Source organism: Brevundimonas sp. CURTG3B2_SDJG, from assembly GCF_057364705.1.
The window spans coordinates 1-6,844 of the sequence record NZ_JBNFOJ010000163.1; the positions used below are offsets into that span (position 1 = coordinate 1).

General features: G+C 70.0%; 9 protein-coding genes and 1 pseudogene. 8 read left to right on the forward strand and 2 right to left on the reverse strand.

Going from position 1 to position 6,844, the window contains the following annotated elements; genetic code table 11:
* The 3 genes and pseudogenes from odhB to AC2W7C_RS11635 all read left to right on the forward strand — a co-directional run.
* A pseudogene (gene odhB, locus AC2W7C_RS11625) lies at nucleotides 1–742 on the forward strand (2-oxoglutarate dehydrogenase complex dihydrolipoyllysine-residue succinyltransferase); the annotation flags it as partial.
* 4 nt (nucleotides 743–746) lie between these two features.
* Complete coding sequence (locus AC2W7C_RS11630) at nucleotides 747–1,178, forward strand: hypothetical protein (protein WP_486001579.1); 432 nt, start codon at nucleotides 747–749, stop codon at nucleotides 1,176–1,178.
* 38 nt (nucleotides 1,179–1,216) lie between these two features.
* Nucleotides 1,217–1,516 carry a DUF1330 domain-containing protein gene (locus AC2W7C_RS11635; RefSeq protein WP_486001580.1) on the forward strand — a complete coding sequence of 100 codons (300 nt, stop codon included), beginning with the start codon at nucleotides 1,217–1,219 and terminating at the stop codon, nucleotides 1,514–1,516.
* Nucleotides 1,517–1,525: 9 nt separating this feature from the next.
* Here the strand turns inward: AC2W7C_RS11635 and AC2W7C_RS11640 are convergent, their stop codons facing one another.
* Nucleotides 1,526–2,713, reverse strand: coding sequence for a CaiB/BaiF CoA transferase family protein (locus tag AC2W7C_RS11640; protein WP_486001581.1), 1,188 nt, complete (start codon nucleotides 2,711–2,713; stop codon nucleotides 1,526–1,528).
* Between the two features lie 72 nt (nucleotides 2,714–2,785).
* Between AC2W7C_RS11640 and AC2W7C_RS11645 the strand changes: the two genes are divergently transcribed.
* A complete protein-coding gene (locus AC2W7C_RS11645; protein WP_486001582.1) occupies nucleotides 2,786–3,289 on the forward strand; it encodes a hypothetical protein in 504 nt (167 codons plus the stop codon).
* Here the strand turns inward: AC2W7C_RS11645 and AC2W7C_RS11650 are convergent.
* Nucleotides 3,286–3,552 carry a DUF6356 family protein gene (locus AC2W7C_RS11650; RefSeq protein ID WP_486001583.1) on the reverse strand — a complete coding sequence of 89 codons (267 nt, stop codon included), beginning with the start codon at nucleotides 3,550–3,552 and terminating at the stop codon, nucleotides 3,286–3,288. The two genes, AC2W7C_RS11645 and AC2W7C_RS11650, sit on opposite strands and share 4 nt — an antisense overlap.
* 136 nt (nucleotides 3,553–3,688) lie before the next feature.
* Between AC2W7C_RS11650 and AC2W7C_RS11655 the strand changes: the two genes are divergently transcribed.
* The 4 genes from AC2W7C_RS11655 to AC2W7C_RS11670 form a co-directional block, all read left to right on the forward strand.
* A complete protein-coding gene (locus tag AC2W7C_RS11655; RefSeq protein WP_486001584.1) occupies nucleotides 3,689–4,915 on the forward strand; it encodes an acyl-CoA dehydrogenase in 1,227 nt (408 codons plus the stop codon).
* Nucleotides 4,916–5,090: 175 nt separating this feature from the next.
* On the forward strand, nucleotides 5,091–5,903 hold the full coding sequence (locus AC2W7C_RS11660) for a response regulator transcription factor (RefSeq protein ID WP_486001585.1): 813 nt from the start codon (nucleotides 5,091–5,093) through the stop codon (nucleotides 5,901–5,903).
* Nucleotides 5,904–5,910: 7 nt separating this feature from the next.
* The gene (locus AC2W7C_RS11665; protein WP_486001586.1) at nucleotides 5,911–6,528 is read left to right on the forward strand and encodes a hypothetical protein; all 618 of its coding nucleotides are present in this window, start codon (nucleotides 5,911–5,913) and stop codon (nucleotides 6,526–6,528) included.
* The coding region (locus tag AC2W7C_RS11670; RefSeq protein WP_486001587.1) for a HAMP domain-containing protein at nucleotides 6,528–6,844 on the forward strand (317 nt) is incomplete at its 3' end. The genes AC2W7C_RS11665 and AC2W7C_RS11670, both read left to right, overlap by 1 nt.

Consider the following 6,844-nt stretch of genomic DNA (forward strand, 5'->3'; position numbering starts at 1 on the left):
CGGCCGTTGCGGCGGCCCCGGCCGCCGCCGCGCGCCGACCAGCCGCGCGAAGAACGGGTGAAGATGACGCGCCTGCGTCCAGACCATCGCCCGCCGCCTGAAGGAATCGCAGAACACCGCCGCCCAGCTGACCACCTTCAACGAGGTGGACATGACCAACATCATGGCGCTGCGGACCCAGTACAAAGAGGTGTTCGAGAAGCGCCACGGCGTGAAGCTGGGCTTCATGTCCTTCTTCACCAAGGCCGTGGTCGCGGCCCTGAAGGAGATTCCGTCGGTCAACGCCGAGATCGACGGCACGGACATCATCTACAAGAACCACTACGACATCGGCGTGGCCGTCGGCACCGACAAGGGCCTGGTCGTGCCGGTGCTGCGTGACGCCGACGCCCTGACCCTGGCGGGCATCGAGAAGGGCATCGGCGAGCTGGGCAAGGCGGCCCGCGACGGCCACCTGACCCTGGACCAGCTGCAGGGCGGCACCTTCACCATCACCAACGGCGGCACCTACGGCTCGTTGATGTCGACGCCGATCCTGAACGCGCCGCAGTCCGGCATCCTGGGCATGCACAACATCGTCCAGCGTCCGATGGCGGTGAACGGCCAGGTCGAGATCCGGCCGATGATGTACATCGCCCTCAGCTACGACCACCGCCTGGTCGACGGCAAGGAGGCGGTGACCTTCCTGGTCCGCGTCAAGGAGTTGCTGGAAGACCCGGCCCGGGCGCTGCTGGATCTCTGACGCCGTGAGCTGGGGCCGCGACGTTCTCGAGGTCGCCCGGTTCTCCACAATTCCCGAAGGAGAACTGGCGGTCGCCCTGCTGAACCGCCACGGCGTGGCCGCCCGGCTCGCGGACCGCGACACCGCGACGATGAACCCCGACCTGCTGATCGCCATCGGCGGCGTACGGGTCGTCGCGCCCGGAAACCAGATCGTGAAGGCGCGCGAGATCATCGCCCGGGCCCGCGGCGGCGAGTTCACCGAGGCCGACGACGAGGACGGCGACTGGCGGCTGGACGCCACGCCGGGCAAGGTCGGCGAGCTGGACGAGCACGAGATCAGCGGCGCGCTAGGCTGGTCCAAGAAGGCCGGCGCGATCGTGCTGACGCTCGCCTTCGTCGTCTTTCCCCTGGCCGGCTGCGTGCTCATGGCGATGGGCGGCGGCGCGGACTACTGACGGGTCCGGCGCAAGTTCCGCGTGAAAGGAGAGCCCGCATGCCCAAGGCCTACTGGATCAACACCTTCCGCTCGATCAGCGACCCCGCGCGGCTCGAGGCCTACATCAAGCTCGCGGGACCGGCGATGCGGCACGGCGGCGGGCGGTTCCTGGCGCGCGGAACGCCGGCGGCGGCGTTCGAATCCGGCACGGTGGAACGCACCACGCTGATCGAGTTCGACAGCGTCGAGCAGGCCGTCGCGGCCTACGAAAGTCCCGCCTACCAGGCGGCGCTGCGCGTGCTGGGCGACGCCGCGATCCGCGATCTGCGGATCATCGAGGCGGTCCCGGAAAGCTGAGCCATCGCGTCAGGGTTTGGACTGACCCAGCACCTCGTCGTTGTCCGCGCCCAGGGCCGGCGGCGGCCGGTCGTAGACGACCGGCGTCCTCGACATCCGGATCGGCGAGGCGACGGATCGCACCGGCCCGTCCAGGTCCGAGCGGGTCTGCTCGACGACGAGGCCGCGGTGCTTCGCCTGCGGCTCCTCGAACACCTGGTCGATCGTGTTGACCGGCCCGCAGGGCACGCCGGCGGCCTCCAGCATCGCCATCAGCGCCTTCATGCTGTGGCGCGCCGTCAGGGCGGACAGCGCCAGCGTCAGCGCCTCGCGATGGGCGACCCGCTGGGCGTTGGTGGCGAAGCGGGCGTCCGTCCCCAGCGCCTCGACCCCGAGCGCGCCGCACAGCGCCCGGAACTGTCCGTCGTTGCCCACCGCGATCACCACCCTGCCGTCGTTGCAAGGGAAGGGCCGGTAGGGGGCCAGGTTCGGGTGGGCGTTGCCCATCCGCGTGGGGGCCTGGCCCGAAACGAAGAAGTTGGTCGCCTGGTTGGCCAGCATGGCCGCCTGGACGTCGAACAGGGCGATGTCGACGTGCTGGCCCTCGCCGGTGGCCCGCGCGTGGAGCAGGGCGGCCAGGATGGCGCTGGAGGCGTAAAGGCCGGTGAACAGGTCCACCACCGCCACGCCCACCTTCATCGGCTCGGCGCCGGGCGCGCCGTCCGGCTGGCCGGTGATCGACATCAGCCCGCCCATGGCCTGGATCATGTAGTCGTAGCCGGCCCGATGCGCGTCCGGCCCGTCCTGGCCGAAGCCGGTGATCGAGCAGTAGATCAGCTTCGGATTCACCGCCGACAGCCCGGCGTAGTCCAGGCCGTACTTCCTCAGGCCGCCGGTCTTGAAGTTCTCGACGACCACGTCGCAGCTCTTCGCCAGCTCCCGCACGGCGGCGGCGCCCTCGGGCGAGGCGATGTCCAGCTCGACCGACTTCTTGCCCCGGTTGGCGCACAGGAAGTAGGCGGCGTCGCCCTTCGATCCGTCGGCCTTGGTCGTGAAGGGCGGGCCCCACTGGCGGGTGTCGTCGCCGACGCCGGGCCGTTCGACCTTGATCACCTCGGCGCCCAGGTCCGCCAACGTCTGCGTCGCCCAGGGCCCGGCCAGCACGCGGCTGAGGTCGAGGACGCGAACGCCGGAAAGGGGGCCTTGGGTTTGGGTCATGTTCGGTCAGTACCGCCGGACCGGGCAAAAAAGAAGATTACCCTGCACGCCCGCAAACTCAGGGACTCCGCCATGCGCCTCCGCCTCCTGCCCGCGCTCCTGGCCGCTTCAGCCGTGGGCCTCTTGGCCGCCTGTGACGATCCAGCCAGGCGACAGGCGGAGGTCCCAGTCTCTCAGGCCACCACCGACTGGCTGACCCAGACCTACATGATCGGGTCCGGTGGGACCTTCAATCGCCACGACCCGAGCGCCGCCGATATGACGCTCGAGCGGCAGGGTGATGGGCGGTGGCGGATCGCGATTCGGGCCGGCGGGACGCCCGCCGGCGACGCGACCCCCGCGGACTGCGAGCTGGTCGCCGTCGGCGATTTCGCAGACGGGGCGTTCACCGCACGTCTCGTTCCCTTCGAGACCGATCTGGGCGGTCTGAGCGCCGAGGACCTGGGCGAAGATCCGCCGAGCATCGTCGTCAGGCCCACGGATGTCGGCATGGCGGTGGCGGACGACCAGAACGCGGCGGCCCGCTATTGCGCGATGGGCTCGGATATCACCGGCCAGTACGTCAAGAAGGTCTAGAGCCCCACGTCCCAGACGCCCGCGTCGCGCATGCGGCACTCCCGCGCCTCCTCGGCTCGGCCGCCCATATCGCGGGCCATGCCTTTGATCTCGTCGGACACGGTGGTCTTGTGCACGCCCGGCACCATGGCGTGGACGAAGGCGGTCGCCGACAGGCGGGCCAGCTTGAAGCCGAAGCTCGCCGAGTGCGCCATGTGCTGGAAATAGCTCTCGCCCACCTCGCGGGGATGGTCGGCGAACAATTGCTTCAGCGTCCGGGTCATGTCCCTGCATAGCCTGCCGCGGGCGCTCCCTCTACCCGCGCCCGCCATTCTGGCCTAAACCGCAGCGCAGAACAGGGGGGCGATCCTCACGGACGCTCACGATCGCCTGAACCCCGCCCGCTCAGGAAGGACCACCATGGCCGACGGCTCCACCGCTCCGACGAAGACCTTCAAGTGGGAGGACCCGCTGGACCTGGACGGACGGCTGACCGACGACGAGCGCATGATCCAGGAAGCCGCGCGCGCCTACGCCCGCGAGAAGCTGCTGCCCCGGATCGTCGCCGCCTTCCGCGACGAGACCTTCGACCGCTCGATCATGACCGAGATGGGCGAGATGGGCTTCCTGGGCGCGACCCTGCCCGAACAGTACGGCGGCGCGGGCGCCAGCCACGTCGCCTACGGCCTGATCGCGCGCGAGATCGAGGCGGTCGATTCGGGTTATCGGTCGGCGATGTCGGTGCAGTCCTCGCTGGCCATGTACCCGATCTACGCCTTCGGCTCGGAAGAGCAGAAGATGCGCTTCCTGCCCCGCATGGCCGCCGGCGAGCTGATCGGCTGCTTCGGCCTGACCGAGGCCGACGGCGGCTCGGACCCGGCCTCGATGAAGACCAAGGCGGTCAAGGTCGACGGCGGCTACCGCCTGAACGGCGCCAAATACTGGATCACCAACTCGCCGATCTCGGACCTGGCCATCGTCTGGGCCAAGCTCGACGACGTCATCCGCGGCTTCATCGTCGAGCGCGGCTTCGACGGCTTCACCACCGACAAGATTGGCGACAAGCTTAGCCTGCGCGCCTCGATCACCGGCGACATCGGCCTGAACGACGTCTTCGTGCCTGAAGAGAACCTGCTGCCGGGCGTGAAGGGTCTGCGCGGTCCGTTCTCCTGCCTGAACAAGGCGCGCTACGGCATCTCGTGGGGCGCCATGGGCGCGGCCGAGGCCTGCTTCCACCTGACCCGCGCCTATGTCGCCGAGCGCATGCTGTTCGGCCGTCCGCTGGCCGCCCGTCAGCTGGTTCAGAAGAAGCTGGCCGACATGCAGACCGAGATCTTCCTCGGTTTCGAGGGCGCGCTGGCGCTGGGCCGTCGGCTGGACGCCGGCGACTGGGTCCCCGAGGCCATCTCGATGATGAAGCGCAACAACTGCGGCAAGGCCCTGGCCATCGCCCGCGAGGCTCGCGACATGCACGGCGGCGCCGGCATCACCGGTGAGATGCACGTGATGCGCCACGCCATGAACCTGGAGACCGTCAACACCTACGAGGGCGCCCACGACGTCCACGCCCTCATCCTGGGCCGGGCGATCACGGGGGAAGCGCTTTCTAGGGCGCTATCGCTCGCGACGCGGTCGCTCGCTGCTTGAGCGCATCTGGTGTTCCTCCCCCATCGGGGGAGGGTGAAGGGGGGCTCCGGCTCGGGGTCGGCCATCAGGAACAATCACCCCCGTCGCCCCGTGTATTCCCGCATTGTGCGGTCGCGGCCGTTGAGCATTGTCATTCCGCTTCAACGCCGTATCGTTTGACTGACAGGAGGCGTGCGTGGACGGAGAAACGACCCAGAGCGGCGAGGACCCGTTCGCCCAGTTGAACGACGTCTTCGCGGGGCGGACCGCCCTGCTGCTCGAGGACGATCCGGCCCTTTCCGAACACGTCGCCGAACGCCTGTTGCAGGCCGGCTTCCAGCGCGTCGACCGCTTCGACGCCGGCGAGCCCGCGCTGCAGGCCGCTTCGACCCACCCCTATGATGTCCTCGTCCTGGATCGCATGACCAAGGGCCTGGACGGGCTGGAGACCCTCAAGCGGCTGCGCGCCGGCTCGGGCCCGTCCTCGGACGCGCCGGCCTTGATGCTGACCGCTCTGGGGGCCGAGCGGCAGAAGGTCGAGGGCCTGCTCGGCGGCGCCGACGACTACCTGGCCAAGCCGGTCGGAGACGAGGAGCTTCTGGCGCGCATCGCCGCCCAGCTGCGCCGCGCCGCCCGCCGCGCCCGCCCGGCGGGTTCGGACCTGATCAACGGACCGTTCCGCCTGTCCCTGGGCGCCCGCACCCTGAAGCTCGAGACGGCGGGGACGTCGCGACTGATCGACCTTTCGCCGCTGGAGTTCGCCATCGTCTGCGAGCTGATGACCGCCCGCGGCCAGCCGGTGACCAAGACCATGCTCTGGGAGCGTTGCTGGGTGGAATGGCGTTTCCTGCCCGATAATTTCGTCAATATCATCGACGCCCGCATCAGCGCCCTGCGTCGCCGGCTGAAGGAGCAGGCGCCCGAGCTGGGCGACGACCTGCATCCGCTGATCGTCTCGGCGCGCAGCCAGAGCCTGGTGTTCCGCGACCTGACGGCCTGGAGCGGCTGAGACCGCGATGACGGCGTTGTTCCGGCGCATGCGGGCGTGGCTGGGCCGGCTCACCACCACCCAACTGGCCGCCGGGATCGCCGTCCTGTCCGCCCTGGTGCTGACCGGATCGTTGCTGGTCACGGGCGCCGCGGTCCGGATGGACCAGCGGGAAAAGGCGGCCCTGGCGGCGTTGGACGACTACGGAGCCATGGCCTCCAAGCTCGGCGCCGAATCCGCCCTCGGCCGCGACTCCATCACGGCCGCCGACGCCGCCTATCTGTCGGCCTGGCTGACCGCCTTCCAGAACGGCCCCGCTCGGCAGGAAGAGGCCCGCAGCCTTGAGGAGACCTGCCGCACCGGCCGCGGCGGCGCTGGCGTACGCTTCATTCGGGCCCCCGTCGGCAAGCCGGCGGGCCTGCAGGAGCTCGAGAGCCTGCGCGGCGAACGGGCGCCCCGGCTGGGCGAGGACGTCTACGTCGTGCGCCTGCCGCGCGGCGTGCTGTGCCCGGCCCGCTCGGTCGAGGTGGTGGTGGTCAAGCGCTCCGTCGGGGCGATGGACATCGCCGTCGGTCGCGTCGTCGGCGCCACCGGCGACGCCTGGGGCCAGGCCGTGGCGGTTGGTGATCGGCGGCCGGGGCGCTGATGCTGGCCATCGGCCTGGCGGCGGCCACCTTCGCCCGGCGCCGGCTCACCAACGCCGTGGCTCAGGTCAGCCAAGCCTTGGACCGGGCCGCGGTCGGCGACTTTTCGGTCCGGGCTCCGGAGACGGCGCTCGCGCCCGAACTGACCGAATTGACCGGTCACGTGAACCTCACCCTGGACCGGCTGGAAGAGCTGCTCAGTTGGCTGCGCGATTCGGCCGACCAGCTGGCTCACGACTTCCGCACCCCCCTGGCGCGCGCTCCGCACGCCTGGATCGCCTCGCCGAGGCCGCCACCACGCCCCAGGCCCGCGCCCTG

Bases quoted from the DNA above. Each gene is read 5' to 3' on its own strand.
- AC2W7C_RS11655 (WP_486001584.1), top strand. From the start codon at position 3,689: ATGGCCGACGGCTCCACCGCTCCGACGAAGACCTTCAAGTGGGAGGAC.
- AC2W7C_RS11650 (WP_486001583.1), bottom strand. From the start codon at position 3,552: ATGACCCGGACGCTGAAGCAATTGTTCGCCGACCATCCCCGCGAGGTG.
- AC2W7C_RS11665 (WP_486001586.1), top strand. From the start codon at position 5,911: ATGACGGCGTTGTTCCGGCGCATGCGGGCGTGGCTGGGCCGGCTCACC.
- AC2W7C_RS11645 (WP_486001582.1), top strand. From the start codon at position 2,786: ATGCGCCTCCGCCTCCTGCCCGCGCTCCTGGCCGCTTCAGCCGTGGGC.
- AC2W7C_RS11640 (WP_486001581.1), bottom strand. From the start codon at position 2,713: ATGACCCAAACCCAAGGCCCCCTTTCCGGCGTTCGCGTCCTCGACCTC.
- AC2W7C_RS11635 (WP_486001580.1), top strand. From the start codon at position 1,217: ATGCCCAAGGCCTACTGGATCAACACCTTCCGCTCGATCAGCGACCCC.